Annotated in this window: 12 protein-coding genes; 5 read left to right on the forward strand and 7 right to left on the reverse strand. The window is 62.4% G+C overall.

Annotated features, from left to right (window positions below; all coding sequences use genetic code 11):
• Positions 1-159 precede the first annotated feature (159 nt).
• The 3 genes from JAB8_RS13345 to JAB8_RS29090 form a co-directional block, all read right to left on the reverse strand.
• The gene (locus tag JAB8_RS13345; RefSeq protein WP_083287233.1) at positions 160-531 is read right to left on the reverse strand and encodes an SPW repeat protein; all 372 of its coding nucleotides are present in this window, start codon (positions 529-531) and stop codon (positions 160-162) included.
• 122 nt (positions 532-653) lie between these two features.
• On the reverse strand, positions 654-4,448 hold the full coding sequence (gene metH / locus JAB8_RS13350; protein WP_175445195.1) for a methionine synthase: 3,795 nt from the start codon (positions 4,446-4,448) through the stop codon (positions 654-656).
• Positions 4,449-4,716: 268 nt separating this feature from the next.
• Positions 4,717-4,947 carry a hypothetical protein gene (locus JAB8_RS29090; RefSeq protein WP_139143043.1) on the reverse strand — a complete coding sequence of 77 codons (231 nt, stop codon included), beginning with the start codon at positions 4,945-4,947 and terminating at the stop codon, positions 4,717-4,719.
• Between the two features lie 136 nt (positions 4,948-5,083).
• Here JAB8_RS29090 and JAB8_RS13355 point away from each other — a divergent pair, with 136 nt between their 5' ends.
• A complete protein-coding gene (locus JAB8_RS13355; RefSeq protein ID WP_139143044.1) occupies positions 5,084-7,555 on the forward strand; it encodes an IPT/TIG domain-containing protein in 2,472 nt (823 codons plus the stop codon).
• A 145-nt stretch (positions 7,556-7,700) separates the two neighbouring features.
• Positions 7,701-8,108, forward strand: a complete 408-nt coding sequence (locus tag JAB8_RS13360) for a 4-oxalocrotonate tautomerase family protein (RefSeq protein WP_070289978.1) — start codon at positions 7,701-7,703, stop codon at positions 8,106-8,108.
• Here the strand turns inward: JAB8_RS13360 and JAB8_RS13365 are convergent, their stop codons facing one another.
• The 3 genes from JAB8_RS13365 to def form a co-directional block, all read right to left on the reverse strand.
• Positions 8,109-9,011, reverse strand: a complete 903-nt coding sequence (locus JAB8_RS13365; protein WP_070289980.1) for a LysR family transcriptional regulator — start codon at positions 9,009-9,011, stop codon at positions 8,109-8,111. It lies immediately after the preceding gene.
• Between the two features lie 30 nt (positions 9,012-9,041).
• On the reverse strand, positions 9,042-9,998 hold the full coding sequence (gene fmt, locus JAB8_RS13370) for a methionyl-tRNA formyltransferase (protein WP_070289982.1): 957 nt from the start codon (positions 9,996-9,998) through the stop codon (positions 9,042-9,044).
• Positions 9,999-10,091: 93 nt separating this feature from the next.
• Positions 10,092-10,634, reverse strand: coding sequence for a peptide deformylase (def, locus tag JAB8_RS13375; protein WP_034749294.1), 543 nt, complete (start codon positions 10,632-10,634; stop codon positions 10,092-10,094).
• Positions 10,635-10,940: 306 nt separating this feature from the next.
• Here def and dprA point away from each other — a divergent pair, with 306 nt between their 5' ends.
• The 3 genes from dprA (at position 10,941) to JAB8_RS13390 (ending at position 15,562) form a co-directional block, all read left to right on the forward strand.
• On the forward strand, positions 10,941-12,044 hold the full coding sequence (gene dprA, locus JAB8_RS13380) for a DNA-processing protein DprA (protein WP_070222740.1): 1,104 nt from the start codon (positions 10,941-10,943) through the stop codon (positions 12,042-12,044).
• A 94-nt stretch (positions 12,045-12,138) separates the two neighbouring features.
• Positions 12,139-12,603 (forward strand): DUF494 domain-containing protein, encoded by a 465-nt coding sequence (locus JAB8_RS13385; protein ID WP_070222738.1) that lies wholly within the window; start codon positions 12,139-12,141, stop codon positions 12,601-12,603.
• Between the two features lie 298 nt (positions 12,604-12,901).
• On the forward strand, positions 12,902-15,562 hold the full coding sequence (locus tag JAB8_RS13390; RefSeq protein WP_070222736.1) for a DNA topoisomerase III: 2,661 nt from the start codon (positions 12,902-12,904) through the stop codon (positions 15,560-15,562).
• Positions 15,563-15,624: 62 nt separating this feature from the next.
• Here the strand turns inward: JAB8_RS13390 and JAB8_RS13395 are convergent, their stop codons facing one another.
• Positions 15,625-16,359, reverse strand: coding sequence for a hypothetical protein (locus JAB8_RS13395; RefSeq protein ID WP_070289984.1), 735 nt, complete (start codon positions 16,357-16,359; stop codon positions 15,625-15,627).
• Positions 16,360-16,393: the final 34 nt, after the last annotated feature.

The following is a 16,393-nucleotide window of genomic DNA, read 5'->3' on the forward strand; positions in this document are numbered from 1 at the left end:
AAGGGCCGTAATCCGACACAACATTGTTGGCACTGACCGGTGTTGTCGGATTACGCGCAAGCGCTAATCCGACCTACCCGCTGTAACGTCCCGGATTTCCACTTTTAAAAAACCCTGCACGGCATGCCGTGGCAGGGTTTTTTTACGCCGGTAGCTGCGCTACGCGGCAGCGCCGGGCCAGTGCTTGTGCAGTTCGGGGTCGGTGCGCAGCTCCCACAGGGCCAGCACGGCGACGGCGATACCGACGATCAGCTCGTTCCACATGACGACGCGCTGATCTGCCAGCCGCAGCACCCACGGCGAGGCGGCGACCCAGACGCCCACCAGCAGGTTGACGACGACGGCCCAGAAATAGGTCTTGTACAGATCGAAGGCGGCCAGCACGGCGATGACCAGGCCCGAGACAAAGGCGTTGATCATCTGCGGCGAGCCTTCGGGATAGGAAAAGGCCCAGGGCGAGACGAGCAGCCACAGGCCCAGCAACAGGATCACTTGGTCCTGCCAGCGTTTCAGTTTGAAGTTGGTTGCCATATTACCTCCTTGCCGGTTGGGGAACGGGCCGGAGCGGGCATGCAGCATGCCGGCCGGCATACTGCGTTAGTGCGCTGCGGCGCGCGAAAAGTTCCGCGCGCCGCAGCGCAAGGCGATGGTGCTTACGACAAGTTGGGCGCCAGCCAGCGTTCCACGTCCTCGATCTTGGCGCCACGGCGCTTGGCCATGTCTTCCACCTGGTCCATGCCGATCTTGCCGACGACGAAGTATTTCGACTCCGGATGGGCGAAATAGAAGCCGGAGACGGCCGCGCCTGGGAACATGGCATACGATTCCGTCAGCTGCATGCCGATTTCCTCGGCCTGCATGACCTCGAACATCTCTTTCTTGACCGTGTGCTCGGGGCAGGCAGGGTAGCCGGGCGCCGGGCGGATGCCCACGTATTTCTCGGCGATCATGTCGTCGTTGCCCAAGTGTTCATCGGGCACGTAGCCCCACAAATCCTTGCGCACGCGTTCGTGCAGGTACTCGGCAAACGCCTCGGCCAGGCGGTCCGCCAGGGATTTGAGCATGATGGACGAGTAATCGTCGTGCGCATCCTCGAAGCGCTTTTCATACTTTTCGATGCCCAGGCCGGACGTGACGGCAAACATGCCGATGTAATCCTTCACGCCAGACGCCTTCGGCGCAATGAAGTCGGCCAGGCACTGGTTCGGACGCTGCACGCCGTCGACCACGGGTTTGACGCCTTGCTGGCGCATGCCGTAATACGTGAACGCCACCGTACTGCGCGTATCATCGGTGTACACCTCGATATCGTCGTCATTGACGCTGTTTGCTGGCAGCAAGGACACGACGCCGTTGGCCGTCAGCCAGCGTCCGTCGATGAGTTTTTTCAGCAAGGCCTGGCCTTCTGCGTACACCTTGGTGGCCGCGTCGCCCACCACTTCATCCGTCAAGATGGCGGGGAAGGGGCCGGCCAGGTCCCAGGTCTGGAAGAATGGGCCCCAGTCGATGTAGTTGGCCAGGGTGGCCAGGTCGACATTTTTAAACACGCGGCGGCCGATGAACTTCGGCTTTACGGGCGTGCAGGCGCCGTCGAACGGCACGACCATCTTGTTGGCGCGCGCCTGCGCCAGCGGCAGGATGGGCAGGGCCTTCTTGTTGGCGTGCTGCTCGCGGATGCGCGCATAGTCGAGTTCGATGTCTTCCACGTATTTGTCGCGCTGTTCCGGCGTCAGCAGCGATTGCGCCACGGACACGGAACGCGAAGCGTCCGGCACGTAGATCACGGGGCCTTCGTAGTTGTGCGCGATTTTCACGGCCGTGTGGGCGCGACTGGTGGTGGCGCCGCCGATCAAGAGGGGAATCTTGAGCATGCGGAAGTGTTCGTCGCGCTGCATTTCCTTGGCGACATACGCCATTTCTTCCAGCGACGGCGTGATCAGGCCCGACAGACCGATGATGTCGGCGTTTTCCACCTTGGCGCGGGCCAGGATTTCCGAGCACGGCACCATCACGCCCATGTTGACCACTTCGAAGTTATTGCATTGCAAGACTACCGTGACGATATTCTTGCCGATGTCATGCACGTCGCCTTTCACGGTCGCCATGATGATCTTGCCCTTCGGCTTGGCGACGATGCCCGTGCGCTGCTCTTCGAGCAGCTTTTCTTCCTCGATAAATGGAATCAGATGGGCCACGGCCTGCTTCATCACGCGCGCCGATTTCACCACTTGCGGCAGGAACATCTTGCCTTGGCCAAACAGGTCGCCTACCACGTCCATGCCGGCCATCAGCGGTCCCTCGATCACGTGGATGGGGCGCCCGCCATTGTGCAGCAGTTCCTGGCGCGCCTCTTCCGTGTCTTCCACGATGAATTGCGTGATGCCATGCACGAGCGCGTGCGACAGGCGTTCCTGTACCGTGCCTTCGCGCCAGGCCAGGGTTTGCGCTTCGGCCTTGCCGCCCGCCTTCAGGGTGCCGGCAAATTCGATCATGCGCTCGGTCGAGTCTTCGCGGCGGTTCAGCACCACGTCTTCCACGCGCTCGCGCAATTCCGGGTCCAGGTTGTCGTACACGCCCACCATGCCGGCGTTGACGATGCCCATGGTCATGCCGGCCTTGATGGCGTGGTACAGGAAGACGGTATGGATGGCTTCGCGGGCGGGATCGTTGCCGCGGAAACTGAAGGACACGTTCGACACGCCGCCCGAGATCTTCGCGTACGGCAAGTTTTCCTTGATCCAGCGCGTAGCGTTGATGAAATCGACGGCGTAGTTGTTGTGCTCTTCGATGCCGGTGGCCACGGCAAAGATGTTCGGGTCGAAAATGATGTCTTCCGGCGGGAAGTCCAGCGCATCGATCAGCAAATGATAGGCGCGCGAACAAATCTCGATCTTGCGCTCGAAGGTGTCGGCTTGCCCTTTTTCATCGAAAGCCATGACGATGACGGCCGCGCCGTAGCGGCGGCACAGTTTCGCCTGGCGCAGGAATTCTTCCTCGCCTTCTTTCATGGAAATCGAGTTGACGATGGCCTTGCCCTGCACGCATTTGAGGCCCGCTTCGATGACCGACCATTTCGACGAGTCGACCATGATGGGCACACGCGAAATATCGGGTTCCGAGGCGATCAGGTTCAGGAAACGCGTCATGGCGGCCAGCGAATCGAGCATCGCCTCATCCATATTGATGTCGATCACTTGCGCGCCGTTTTCCACCTGCTGGCGCGCCACGGACAAGGCTTCGTCGTATTGCTCGTTGAGAATCATGCGCGCGAACGCCTTGGAACCCGTGACGTTGGTGCGCTCGCCCACGTTGACGAACAGCGACTCGTCATTGACGACGAACGGTTCCAGGCCCGCCAGGCGCAAGTCGTGCGACGGGGCCGGCACGGTGCGCGGTGTATTTTTCGACAGCAACTCGCCGATGGCGGCGATGTGCTCGGGCGTGGTGCCGCAGCAGCCGCCCGCCATGTTCAAAAAGCCCGCGTCGGCAAATTCGCGCAGCAGGGCGGATGTGTCGGCTGGCAACTCGTCGAAGCCTGTGTCGCTCATGGGATTGGGCAAGCCCGCGTTCGGGTAGATGCAAACAAACGTGTCGGCGATCTTGGCCAGTTCTTCCGCATACGGGCGCATCAGGGCGGCGCCCAGCGCGCAGTTCAGGCCGATGGTCAGCGGTTTCGCGTGGCGCACGGAATTCCAGAAGGCGGGTACGGTCTGGCCCGACAAAATGCGGCCCGAGGCGTCCGTGACGGTGCCCGAAATCATCAAGGGCAGGCGCACGACGGTCGGATTCTGTTCGTAGAACAGGTCGATGGCGAACAGGGCCGCCTTGCAGTTCAAGGTATCGAAAATGGTTTCCACCAGCAGCACGTCGGCGCCCCCTTCCACCAGGCCCTGCGTCTGCTGCAGGTAGGCGGCCACCAGCTGGTCGAAACTGACGTTGCGCGCGGCCGGGTCGTTGACGTCGGGCGAGATCGATGCCGTCTTTGGCGTCGGTCCCAGGGCGCCCGCGACGAAGCGCGGCTTGTCCGGGGTGGAATACTTGTCGCAGGCGGCACGCGCCAGTTTCGCCGCCTGGACGTTCATTTCATAGGCCAGGTGGGCCATGTGGTAATCGTCTTGCGCGATCGTCGTGGCGCCGAAGGTATTCGTTTCGATCAGGTCGGCGCCCGCCGCCAGGTAGCGCTCGTGGATTTCCTGGATGATGTGCGGCTGCGTGAGGGTCAGCAGCTCATTGTTGCCCTTGACGAACAGTTCGCGCGCGCCGCTGTCGGCCGGCGCGGCGAAATCGATGAAGCGGCCGGCGGGACCGCCACGGTACGCTTCTTCGTCGAGCTTGTACTGCTGGATGATCGTGCCCATGGCGCCGTCGAGGATCATGATCCGCTGCGCCAGGATGGCGCGCAAGGTGGCTTCGGTCGGGGACATGGCGGGGATCACGGTATCGTTCATTTCATGCTTTCAATAGGCAAACGGGCGGCGGCGCGGCGACAAGACAGTACGAGGCGGTTGCGGGCCAGCAGGATCAGCTGACGGAGTGTGCCCGCCGGGTAGGGCAGGCAGAAGGTGGCAATCGCCTGAATCACCGGGTCTAAAATTATACGGCATCAGGCTGCTTTGGTTTTAAGCAAAAGCGGCCGTTCGCCTCGCGGCAGGCTTGCTTGCAACAGATCGGCTTGCGCCGCGCCTGATTCTGAAATGACATTCCTGAAAATCTTACTCAAAGTGTTAATTCTTCCGCCAAAATTGCCAGGAAGATATGTCCTCCAGGCTGTGGAAAAATTTCCACATTATTGGCGCCATAGCAGCCTGTTTTAATGGATTGTATGGCAATAGCTGCAAAGGAAAATAATTTTGATTCAAGGCCATGTAGGTGGGGGCGAATAATTCTTAGATAAATATTTCCAGACGAATACTTTATTATTATCAAAACCAATTGAATCAAAAGCATTAATAGTTGTCTTTGGGAATCGAATTAACCGATAATATGGGTTCTTAGAAATCACATTCTCACCAAAAGTCACCAATATGTCACATTTCTCTCGTGTCCTCCCCGGCATCGCGCTGCACCAACATGGTTGCCATCCATGAAAAACCATCTGCTTGTTGCATTGTTTCTTGTGCTGGGCCTGTCCGCTTGCGGCGGTGGCGGCGGTGGTGACACGGCGGTGGCGACCACGTCGGGCAATCCTGCCGTGGTTCCTGCCGTAACGGCCGTCTCGGCGGCGAATGTCGCCGTGGGCGGCAGGCTGGTGGTGACGGGCACGAATCTGAGCCGCGTGACGGCTTTCCAGGTAGGCGGCGTGAACGTTGCCGCCAGTGCCAGCAGCGACACCAGCGTGACCCTGGCCATGCCGGGCACCCCTGTGACGGGCGCCTTGAGCCTCGTCAGCGCCAGCGGCACGGCGACCACCAGTTATAACGTCAATGTGTACTTGCCGCTGAGCGTGAGCAGCATCGCGCCAGCGACGGGCGGCGTCGGTTCCAGCGTGACGATCGCGGGCGGCGGCATGGGCGCCGTGACGGCGGTGCAGTTCGGCAGTGGCGCGGCGGCAACGCCGCAAAGCCAGACAGCCGGCAGCGTGACGGTAGTGGTGCCTGCGGGCGCAGCGACAGGCGCGCTGACGGTGCGCGGTCCGTACAACGATGTGATTAGCAGCGACACGTACACGGTCCTGGCCAGCGTGGCAGTGACGTCGATCACGTCGGCCGTCAACGGCGCGACCTTGTCGGTGACGCTGCAGGGCAGCAATCTGGACCAGGTCAGCTCGGCAACGGTGGGCAGTACGCCAGCCGTCATCGTCAGCGCCAGTAGCAGCCAGCTGCTGCTGTCTGCGCCAGCGTCGGCAACGGGCAACGTGATGCTGTCGGCCGCTTCGCGCATCGCCGTGAATGCGGGCACGGTGTCGGCCTTTACCTTGGGCAGCATTGATTTCGCGCAGGTACTGAACTTGAATTCCAGCGATGCCGCCTTGCGTTTGACGCGCGGCAAGCCGGCCGCCGTGCGCGTCTCCGTGCTGGCCACGCAAACAGGCCAGACCAGCCCGACCGTGATCTTGAATGCGACGGCCGCCAATGGCGGCAACCTGGGCAGCATCACCATGAGCGGCCCATCGGTCTTGCCGACGGTGAAAAGCGATTACAGTTTCAACGGCAATTTCAGCGCCGTCCTGCCAGCTGGCTGGATCTTGCCCGGCGTGCGCGTGCGCGTGACGGCAGTGGGCAATGACGGCGTGCAAGTGAGCCAGGAAGCGGCGCCCGTGGTGGGCAGCGCAGCGAAAATTCACCTGGTGCTGGTACCACTGAGCACCGATGATGGTGTGGCGCAATTGCCGGACGCCGAGGTGATCCGTGCTGCACTGACGCGCGTGTATCCGTATGCGGCGGAAAATATCAGCATCACCACGCGCACGGCGCTGAGCCTGCCAGGCAGCAGCACGGCCGACAGCTGGTGGAGCGATGCCTTGGACAAGCTGGAAAACCAGCGCGCGCTGGAAGACCGCGGCGCCTATTATTATGGTTTCGTGCCGAGAATGTCTTCCACGCGCACCGCCGGCCTGGCCTACATCAACCCGACGGGCAGCAGCAATGCCTTCACGGCGGCCATCGGCCTCGATGCCAGGTTCAACAGCATTGCCTCCGTCGATCCCTTTGGCAATAGCTGGCCTGAATGGCTGACCACGCTTGTGCATGAGCTGGGCCATAACCACTCGCTGCAGCACGTCGCCTGCGGCGGTCCAGCCAGTGCGGCCACCGACTACCCGTATCCGAATGGCGAACTGGGCCCGCAACCGCTGTACAACAGCGACTATGCGGGCAGCATTGGCCAGTTGAGCAAGGCCGTGTATGGCGCTACGCCGATGAAGGACGTGATGAGCTATTGCAGCGGTGCCTGGTTCTCCGACTACAGCTATGTGCGGGTACAGCAATTCCTGGAAAGGCGCAGCACGCAGGTGACGGGCAGCAATGTGCTGGCCGCCAGCATGTCCGTGGCCGAGAACGGCTATCTGACCATTTCCGGCCGCATCACGCCGGCCGGTGTGGGGCTGCGTCCCGCCGTTGCCTCGTCTGCGCGCATCGGCCCCGCTGCCGGCGGCAGCGGCCATGCATATACCCTGCGCGTGCTGACGGCGTCGGGACAGACTATCGACTTGCCTTTTGATGGCGTTTCCGTGGCTGATCATGGCGGCAACGCCATGAGCCATTTCCGCGTCAGCTTCGCCAACCCGGGCGACATCAGCGACGTGCAAGTGCTGCAAAATGGCAAGGCTCTAGCCAAGCTGGAGCGCTCTGCGCGCCGCAGCAGGGCCGCCGCCAACGATGCCACGTTCGATGCGACACAAAGTGGCGGCAAGCTGGCGCTGGTCTGGAATGCCGATGCGGAACCCTACGCCGCCGTGCTGCACGTGGCCGCCGATGGCCGCAAGACGGTGGTCGCCAGTGACTTGACGGGTGGCAAAGCCAGCGTCGACGTCAGCGCCTTGCCGGCCGGCGGCCGTTTCGAGGTCAGCCTGTCGTCGTCCGTGGGCGCACGCCTGATGAGGGTGCAGCGCCGCTAAGCCAGCGGGCTCGATGCAACGAGGGCTTGCCGCGGCAAGCCCTTTTTGTGTGTGTGGAATATGCACAGATCCTGTACCTGGCGAGGGCTGCCGTTTCACCTCCCACCTGCCTAGAATGGGGCTTCATCCACTTGCGGAGCATCCCATGCCCATTCTGAACCTGCGTTTGTCCACCACGCCCGATGCGCGCCAGTCGGCCGCCATCGCCGCCACCTTGAGCACCTTGACGGCGCAGTTGCTGCACAAGGCGCCCGAACTGACGTCGGTGGCGATCAGCCATCTTGACGCGGCGCACTGGTTTGTCGGCGGGCCATCCCTGCAGGTGCAGGGCAAGGCCAGCTTTTTCCTCGATATCCTGATCAGCGATGAAACGAATACGGCGGCGGAAAAGGCCGCGTATATCGCCGCCGTGTTCGCCGCCATGCATGAGCATCTCGGCGCCTTGCATGACGTCAGCTACATCCACGTGCACGATGCGCGCCAGGCGGCCTGGGGCTACGGCGGCTTGACGCAGCAGTTCCGCGCCGTGCGCAAGGCGCTGCAGCCGGCCTGATCAATCCCAGCGGTGATTTTGATAGTGTTGCACGGCAAAATCGACGAAGACCCTGACCTTCGGCGACAGCTGGCGGCTGTGCGGATACAGCGCGTACAAGGTGCGTGGGCGCAAGGTGTAGCCGGGCAAGACTTCCACCAGCTGGCCGCTGCGCAGCGCGTCGCGCACGATGAAGCCGGCCGCGCCGGCAATGCCCATGCCGCCCACGGCAGCCTCGCGCAGGGCCACGCTGGTATTGGCTTGCAGGCTGCCGCGCACGGCTACCTTGTGCACGGCACCGCCCGCATCCGTGAACGACCACTCGGCCGGCTTCTCGCCGGAGCTGTACATCAGGCAATTGTGCTGTGCCAGGTCTTGCGGCGTGGCCGGATGGCCATGGCGGGCCAGGTAGGCGGGCGAGGCGACGGCCAAGGTGCGGCTGCTGCCCAGCTGGCGCGCCACCAGGGTGGAGTCGGGCAAGCCGCGCGCCAGGCGCAGCGCCACGTCGAAGCCATCGTCGATCAGGTCGACGATGCGGTCATTGCAGACGAGATCGATGTGGATGTGCGGGTAGTGGCGCGTAAAGTCGGGCAGCCAGGCGGCCAGTTCCAGGGTGCCGAAGGCCATCGGCGCATTGATGCGCAGGCTGCCGGACGGCTGCGCCTGGTGCATGGCGACGGCGCGGTCGGCCGCATCGAGGGCGTCGAGGATGTCGCGGCTGGCCAGATAGTATTCCTGGCCGGCAGCCGTCAGGGCGAAGCGGCGCGTGGTGCGGTTGAGCAATTGGGCGCCCAGCTGGCTTTCCAGCTGGCGGATCTGGCGCGACACGATGGAGTGGGAAATGCCGAGCGCGGCGCCGGCGGCCGTGAAACTGCCCAGTTCCACGACGCGGCGCAAGGCGCGCAGGGCGGTCAGCTGGTCCATGGGCGCTTGCCGCCGGTATCGATGGCTTAATTAAACGAAACGCTTGCCTTCGAGGGGGAATCCCTTGATGAACTCGGCTGCGGGCAGGCGCTTGCCGCCCGGTTTTTGCAGTTCCGTCAGGCGCAGCGAGCCATTGCCGCAGGCCACGACGATGCCATGCTGGGCGTCGGCCGCCAGCACCTGGCCCGGCGCTTCCTTGCTGTCCGCGTCGAGTACCTCGGCGGCCCAGATCTTGATGGTGACGCCATCGACCTGGCCGCAGGCGCCGGGAAACGGATTGAAGGCGCGGATTTTCAGGCCCAGTTCCAGCGCCGGCAAGCTGAAATCGAGCGCCGCTTCTTCCTTGGCGATCTTTGCCGCATAGGTGACGCCCGCTTCCGGCTGCGGCACCGCTTCCAGCGGCTGCTGTTGCATCTTGCGCAGGGTCTCGACGATCATCTTGCCGCCGAGGGTGGCCAATTTGTCGTGCAGGGTGGCGGTGGAGTCGCCCGCCTCGATGGGCGTGCGCTCGATGGCCAGCATGGGGCCCGTATCGAGGCCTTCTTCCATCTGCATGATGGTCACGCCCGTTTCATCGTCGCCGGCCTCGATGGCGCGGTGGATCGGCGCGGCGCCGCGCCAGCGCGGCAGCAATGAACCGTGGATATTGATGCAGGGTTTGATGTCGAGCGTACTGCGCGGCAAGATCAAGCCGTAGGCCGCCACCACCATCACATCGTAATCGGTGGCCAGCAGGCGCTCGTGGGCCGCTTTTGCCTCGGCGGCGCGCTGCGGGTCCTTGCTGTCCATGCGCAAGGACAGCGGCTGCAGCACCTCGATGCCGTGCTGCTGCGCGTACTGCTTGACGGCCGAGGCGTGCAGCTGCATGCCGCGTCCGGCAGGACGGTCGGGCTGGGTCAGCACCAGCGGAATCTCGAATCCCGCTTCGTGCAAGTCTTTCAGGGCCGTGGCGGCGAATTCAGGCGTGCCTGCGAAGATCACTTTCATAGCGTTCCTTGACGTGAGGTGCGCAGGCCCGGGCCGGAGGCGCCAGGCTGGCGTGGTGTTACGACTATTGTTGCTTAGTCTATCAGCAGCGGCTTAGAAACGACGGTTCTGTGCGCGCAAGCTCGCTTCGCGCTCGAGACCGCGTATTTCCTTGATCATCTTGGTCTTGATGCGGTTGCGCTTGAGCGGCGACAGGTATTCGACGAATACCTTGCCCAGCAAGTGATCCATCTCATGCTGGATGCAGACGGCCAGCAAGCCATCGGCTTCCAGCTCGTACTGCTTGCCGTGGCGGTCCAGGGCGCGCACCTTGATGCGGGCCGGACGCTCGACGCCGTCATACACGCCGGGCACGGACAGACAGCCTTCGTCGTAGACCTGCTTTTCTTCGCTGGCCCAGGTGATTTCCGGGTTGATGAATACTTGCAGCTGGTTTTTTTCTTCGGTGGTGTCGATCACCATCATCTGGATATGCTCGTCCACTTGCGACGCGGCCAGGCCGACGCCCGGGGCGTCGTACATGGTTTCGGCCATGTCGTCGATCAGGGTTTGCAGGCGTGCGTCAAATTCGGTGACGGGCTTGGCGATCGTGTGCAGGCGAGGATCGGGGTAACGCAGGATATTTAATATGGACATACGGATTCGACTGGTTAAGGTGGGCGCCGGTGCGCCGGATTATTCATGCCTGGGCCATGCGAACGATGGCAGGGCTATTTTATTTTTGAGTACGCTACGGTTGGGCGCGTGTGGCGCAACGGCGCGGCAGATGCGTTTGCCAGTGCGCTATTCGTTTGCTGCAAAGGGAAATTTTATCACAGACGCCCATGGCCCTGTGGACGGCGGGCCGTTTTGCGGCGTCATTGCACGCATCCTTGCGCGCGTCGGTATCGCGTGCGCGCCATGGCGCTAGCATGGGATGCCACAGTACATAACGAGGTTGTCATGCATGCACTTGCAACGATGGCGGACACGGCCACGGAACTGGCGGGCTGGCTGCGCCTCCAGCATCTGCCCGGTGTGGGGCCGGTGGCGGCGCGCGCCTTGCTGGCCCGCTTCGGCTTGCCGCCGCAAATCTTTGCCACGCCGTTCGACATCCTGCGCGAGGTGGTGCCGGCCAGCGTGGCGCGCGCCATCGTGCAGCCGCCCAAGCCGGTGGCCAACAGCCAGCTGGCGCTGACCCTGCAATGGCTGCAGCGGCCCGGCAATACCGTGCTGACCCTGGCCGATGCCGCGTATCCGCCCCTGCTGCTGGAAATCGCCGATCCGCCGCTGTTGTTATATGTGCGGGGACGGGCGGAACTGCTGTCGCGTCCGGGCGTGGCCATCATCGGCAGCCGCAATGCCAGCGCGCAAGGCATGCAGAACGCGGCCGCCTTTGCGCAAGCGCTGAGCGCGGCAGGCTTGACCATCATTTCAGGGCTGGCGCTCGGCATCGACACGCACGCGCACGAGGGCGGCTTGCGCGGCGCGGGCGCCACCGTCGCCGTGATCGGCACGGGCGCCGATTTGGTGTATCCACGCCGCAACGTTGATCTGGCGCAAAGAATTGCCGAACAGGGCTGCATCGTCAGCGAGTACGCGCTAGGGCTGCCTGCAATGCCGGGGAATTTTCCGCGCCGCAACCGCCTGATCAGCGGCCTGGCGCGCGGCGTGCTGGTGATCGAGGCGGCGGCCCAGTCGGGTTCCCTGATCACGGCGCGCCTGGCGGGCGAGCAGGGGCGCGACGTGTATGCCTTGCCCGGCTCCATCCATGCGACTTTGGCCAAGGGTTGCCATGCACTCATCAAGCAGGGTGCCAAGCTGGTCGAATCGGCCGATGACGTGCTGCAAGAGCTGCAGTGGCTGGGCGGCGTCCCCGGAGTGCCGGCCGCGGTGGAGGACGAACCGCCGCTGCTGGCCGCGCTGGGCCACGATCCCCACGACGCCGATACCCTGGCCGCGCGCAGCGGCCTGGCCATGGGCGCGCTGATGGGGCAATTGCTGGCGCTGGAGCTGGCGGGCCTGGTGGAACGCTTGCCGGGAGGACTGTTTCAACGCTGCAAATGACAGCTTGTCACTTGTGTGGCGGCCTTGCCGCACGGGCGCGCTTTGTCTGCGCGCACCCTTGTGTCTTAGCGAGCTTAGCTGCTAGAGTAGAGCCATGTTCGATATCCTGGTGTACCTCTACGAGACTTACTATCGCCCCGATGCCTGCCCCGAGCCGGCAGTCCTGGCGCGCAAACTGTCGGCCGTCGGTTTCGACGACGTGGAGATTTCCGAAGCGCTCGTGTGGCTGACGGACTTGAACGCCATGGCCGGCGCCGAACAAACCCTGACGGCCAGTTCCACGGGCACGCGCTTCTACGTGCAGCAGGAAAGCGACGTGCTGGGCACGGCCGCCATCGGCTTCATCCAGTTCCTGGAAAGCGCCAAGGTGCTGTCGCCGCTGCAGCGCGAAATCGTCATCGAACGGGCGCTGGCGCTCGACGAGGCGCCCGTGTCGCTGGGCAAGCTGAAAGTCATCGTGCTGATGCTGTTGTGGAGCCAGGGCAAGGAACCGGACGCCTTGATGTTCGACGATTTATTCGTCGACGACGAAGACCTGCCTCCCCGCCTGCTACACTAATATAATACAGCGCTTGCTGGCTGCTCCTCCAGCCGTCGGCCTGACACCCCGGCGCCGCTGCCGCGCCATCCCCTTTAAGATGCACAGCACCGGCGCGCACGCCAGTCCATTGTGTTTGCGCCTGCGCATTCTTGCTTGCAGATAACTTGCCGAATTCTTCAATAGGCGCTTATCATTGGCCGCTTGACAAGACCACAAGTCACAAGGCCTTGCGCAGACAAAAGCGTCGGCGCCTGGCAATGCACTGTATGATGCGCATGCTGAAACTATCCTAGAGCATTTTTCGAGACCAAAAAATATGACAAAAACCCTCATCATCGCCGAGAAGCCTTCTGTCGCGAACGATATCGCGAAGACGCTTGGCGGCTTCACCAAGCACGATGAGTACTTTGAATCGGATGAATACGTCCTGTCGTCGGCGGTCGGCCACTTGCTGGAGATCGCCGTACCGGAAGAATTCGACGTGAAGCGCGGCAAATGGAGTTTCGCGCACTTGCCGATGATTCCACCGTATTTCGCGCTCAATCCCATCCCGAAGACGGAAGCGCGCCTCAAAGTATTAAACAAGCTGATCAAACGTAAAGACGTTTCCACCCTCATCAACGCATGCGATGCGGGGCGCGAAGGCGAGCTGATTTTCCGTCTGATCGCGCAAAACGCCAAGGCCAAGCAACCGGTCAAGCGCCTGTGGCTGCAGTCGATGACGCCGGGTGCCATCCGCGACGGTTTTGCGCACCTGCGCAGCGACGAAGAAATGCTGCCGCTGGCCGACGCGGCCCGCTGCCGTTCGGAAGCCGATTGGTTGATCGGCATCAATGGCACGCGCGCCATGACAGCGTTTAATTCGAAAGAAGGCGGTTTTTACCTGACCACCGTGGGCCGCGTGCAAACGCCGACCCTGTCCATCGTGGTCGAACGCGAAGACAAGATCAAGAAATTCGTGCCGCGCGACTTCTGGGAAGTGCGCGCCGAATTCGTCTGCGCGGCCGGCATCTATGAAGGCCGCTGGCTCGACACGAAGTTCAAGAAGGACGAGAACGACCCCGAGAAGCGCGCAGAGCGCCTGTGGAGCAAGACGGCTGCCGACTCGATCGCCACCGCCTGCCGCGGCCGCCAAGGCATCGTCACGGAAGAATCGAAACCGACCACCTCGATGGCGCCGGGCCTGTTCGACCTGACCAGTCTGCAGCGCGAAGCGAACTCGCGTTTCGGCTTCTCCGCCAAGAATACCCTGGGCCTGGCACAGGCGCTGTATGAAAAGCACAAGGTCTTGACGTATCCGCGTACCGATTCGCGTCACCTGCCGGAAGACTACATGCCGACCGTGCTGCAGGCGCTGGAAACGGTCAAGGAAAACAGCAACTACCACCAGTTCGCCAAGCAGATCATCGACAAGGGCTGGGTCAAGCCGAACAAGCGCATCTTCGACAACACGAAAATCTCGGATCACTTCGCGATCATCCCGACGACGATCGCGCCAAAGAATTTGTCCGAGCCGGAACAGAAGTTGTACGACCTGGTCACGCGCCGCTTCATGGCCGTGTTCTTCCCGCCTGCGGAATTCCAGGTCACCACGCGCTATACGGAAGTGTCCGGCCATCAGTTCAAGACTGAAGGCAAGGTCATGACCAATCCGGGCTGGCTGGCCATCTACGGCAAGGAAGCGTCGACGGACGCCGACAAGGAAAGCAATGGCAACGGCAACCTGGTGCCCGTCGCCAAGGGCGAGAAAGTGCAGACGGAAAGCGTCAGCGCCAACGGCCTGGTGACGAAACCGCCCGCGCGCTTCACGGAAGCGACCTTGCTGTCGGCCATGGAAGGCGCCGGCAAGCTGATCGACGACGACGAGCTGCGCGACGCGATGGCCGGCAAGGGTCTTGGCACCCCGGCGACGCGCGCGGCCACCATCGAGGGCTTGCTGACGGAACGCTACCTGATCCGCGAAGGTCGCGAACTGATCCCGACGGCCAAGGCATCGCAGCTGATGACTTTGCTCAAAGGCCTGGGCGTCAATGAATTGACGGCGCCTGAGCTGACGGGCGAGTGGGAATACAAGCTGTCGCAGATGGAAAAAGGCAAGATTTCGCGTGAAGAATTCATGCGCGAAATCGCGCAGATGACGCAAATCATCGTCAAACGCGCCAAGGAATACGACAACGACACGATTCCCGGCGACTACGCGACCCTGGAAACGCCATGCCCGAATTGCGGCGGCGTGGTGAAGGAAAACTACCGCCGTTTCGCCTGCACCAAGTGCGAATTCTCGATGAGCAAGACGCCGGGTTCGCGCCAGTTTGAAATCGCCGAAGTGGAGCAATTGCTGAAGGACCGCACCATCGGCCCGCTGCAAGGCTTCCGCTCGAAGATGGGCCGTCCGTTCGCCGCCATCCTGCGCATCGTGCGTGATGAAGAGATCAAGAATTTCAAGCTGGAATTCGATTTCGGCCAGAACGACGAGAGCGAAGATGGCGAAGGCGTCGATTTCACGGGCCAGACGCCCGTGGGACCGTGCCCCAAGTGCAATGCCGGCGTGTACGAAATGGGCCTGGCCTATGTGTGCGAACACAGCGTAGCCAAGCCGAAGACGTGCGATTTCCGCAGCGGTCGCATCATCTTGCAGCAGGAAATCTTGCCGGAACAAATGGCAAAACTGCTCAACGATGGCAAGACGGACTTGCTGCCGGGCTTCGTATCGCAGCGCACGCGCCGTCCGTTCAAGGCTTTCCTCGTGCGGGGCAAGGATGGCAAAGTGAGCTTCGAGTTTGAAGAGCGCAAGGCCAAGCCGGGTGCGAAGACAAAGGCTGCCGAGGTCGAAGGCGAAGAAGGCGCGGCGCCAGCGAAGAAAACGGCCGTCAAGAAAGCGGCAGCCGTCAAAAAGGCACCGGCCAAGAAGGCCACGGCCGTGAAAAAGCCGGCCGCCAAGAAGGCGCCGGCGAAGAAGGCGGCAACGGCCGAGTAATCGGACGCCAGCCAGGCAAAAGCCAGGGATTTCCCTGGCTTTTTTTATGTCCCGAGGCTGGCTTAGTCCAGGTAGTCGGAGTACTCGCGCTGCGCGTAATTCTGCAGGTTGGCCCACGGCTGCGCCTTGCTGACGGTCGGCTGCAGCTTGACGTCGACCCGGCGATAGAAGGTATTCGCGCGGTCGCCGCTTTCGATGATCAGGGGAATCTGCTTTTGTTCATCCCACAGGATGCGCTGGAACACGCCGTTCTTTTCCACTTCGCGCCAGCGCGCCCCCGTCACGTTCGATGCCTGTTTCGACAGCGGCATGGCGGCCACCAGTTTCGGGTCCAGCAGATAAAAACTGTTTTCCCAGGAACCGTCGAAATTGACGTTTTCGTACTCGGCCTTGGGAATCGAGACGACGATCTTGTCGTGCGCATCGATGTATTCCACGCGCACGGTGTTCTTTTCCAGCATCACGTGGCGCGGGATCAGCACGGGATTGAAGTGCTTGTGTTCATGCTGCGTGGCCGCAGTCGACGTTTTCAGGGCCACCTTGGTGTTGTCGCCATGCTTGTGGCCCGCATGCGCGTCCGTCGACGGCGCCAGCACGCGCTCGACCCACACGTGGCCGGGGCGGCGCAGCATCTTTTCTTCGTAGCGGCTTTCGCGCGTCACGCCTTCCGGCGTCAGGACGCGGCTGTAATAGGTGATGCCCAGGTCCAGGTCGGCAGGAGCAGCAGCGGTGGGGGCGGCTTGGGTGCTGGCGGCAAAGCCGGCGGCGAGGAGGACGGCGATCAGGGACGATTTCATGGTGGTGCCTTTACGTGCAGAGGGGCGGAGGGCA

It is taken from the genome of Janthinobacterium sp. HH106 (assembly GCF_001758725.1).
GTDB lineage: Bacteria > Pseudomonadota > Gammaproteobacteria > Burkholderiales > Burkholderiaceae_D > Janthinobacterium.